Below are 1,655 nucleotides of genomic sequence, written 5' to 3'. Positions count from 1 at the left end.
ACTAAACTGGCGGCCGACGCCTTGGTGGGCTGATCTATATCGTCCAGGCTGTAGCTCAAGACAAAGCCAGGTAGAATCTCACTGACGCTATCATCCACTATGACCGCCTGATTGACATAGCTTTCGACCATCAACACCCGGTCGCTGTCGTCAAACAAGGAATAACCGGTGCTCAGGCTGTTAAATGCCACATCACAGCCCAGCGCTTCGGTGATTAGCGTTGGCATTATATCCTCATGCGAGGTTCGGTATTCCAGGCTGGCGCTTTTGCCCGGCCAATGAATCACCAGGGGCACGCTGGTCTGATAACGACTGAAGTTGCTGCCATGGCCCCAAAATACCTGATCCTGGTCGGCAAACTCTTCACCGTGATCGCCGGTAATCACCAGGATGGTATTGTCCCACTCGCCTTGGTCTATCAAGCTCTGACGAACCTCACCAACCAAACTATCGAGATAGTAGAGAGAATTGGAGTACTGATTAAAATAGGCCGTGGGGTCGGTCGCATCGTTTGCCTTGGAGATGGCAAAACGTTCAGCCGGCAAGAACGGCAAGTCCATGTCCGGCGGCGTCCAGTAGGGGAAGTGTGACGAATTAAACAGCATCAGGCTGAAGAAGGGTTGCTCGGCGGACTTCTGGGTCAAGAGCTGTTCGAATTGGCGCACCACTTGCCGGTCGCCCTCATAAACAGCCCCCTTCGGCAGCGACTGAATCGGCTTGATACCATTAAACAGCAGGGTATCGAGCTTATTCACCTCTATATCTTGGTTCGCCAGTATCCAATGATCGTAGCCCAAGGCCTTGGTGGCTTGAATAATAGTGGTTTCCCGCCCGGCACCCACGGCGGTATTAAAATAGACCGGGGATACGCCGTAGACCAGGCCAAACATGCCCTTGTCGGTCACCGTGCCGGTACTCAGGTGATTGCTAAATACCAAGGACTCGTCACCGATGGCGGCTATATTGGGTGTTACCTCGGCCGACATCCGATCAAAGCGCCAGCTCTCGAGTACCGCAACTACTATATTGGGCCGTGCGGATGGCGTCGCGCCGGTCGGCGCAATACAGTTCAAGGGTTGTGCCGGGTAGCGAAAACCGGTGACATTGGCCACGTCCAGGTTGAGGTTCTCCTCAAGCAGGGCCTCATTGAAGAGCCCCCATTGCTTGATATCGGTCGTGGCGGTTACCGGGGTGTACCAAGGAATGGTATGGGTCAGGCTGATGATGGCCTTCATATTGTGGGCGTAACCCCAGGCGTGAATGCCCTGCCCGACGAATGTCGCCAGCAACAGCACCCAAAAGGTCCGCATCGGCCGCGTCAACCAACGGTAGCGGCTAATCAGTGTCGCCAAACCTAACATCAACCCCACGGTAACCATCAGCGCAGCCAAGCCGCCAAACAGCAAACCCTGCCCAATGCCCATGCCCGCCAGGTCGGTAAAAAACATCTTGATAAAGAAGGCATTGATGTGAAAACGATAAACCGAAAACACCCAGCAGTCGACAGCGAGCAGAAACACCAGAATGCCACCGGTCAGGGCGAACAGTCGGTTGAACCAGCCCGCCGGCAACAGGCTGAAGGGCCACAACAGCAAACCGAGCAAAAGGCTCAATATAAACGCCTGACCAAGCAGGGCCAGGGGCAGATAAACCAA

Annotated in this window: 1 protein-coding gene; it reads right to left on the bottom strand. The window is 54.7% G+C overall.

Translation table 11 applies throughout. From position 1 onward, the window contains the following. Positions 1–1,613, bottom strand: a 1,613-nt coding sequence (locus tag AC4FIC_RS11175; protein ID WP_490359410.1) for a sulfatase-like hydrolase/transferase, incomplete at its 3' end; no start/stop codon positions are given. Positions 1,614–1,655 lie beyond the last annotated feature (42 nt).

Source organism: Reinekea sp., assembly GCF_982785585.1.
This window is presented reverse-complemented; position numbering and strand designations above follow the sequence as displayed.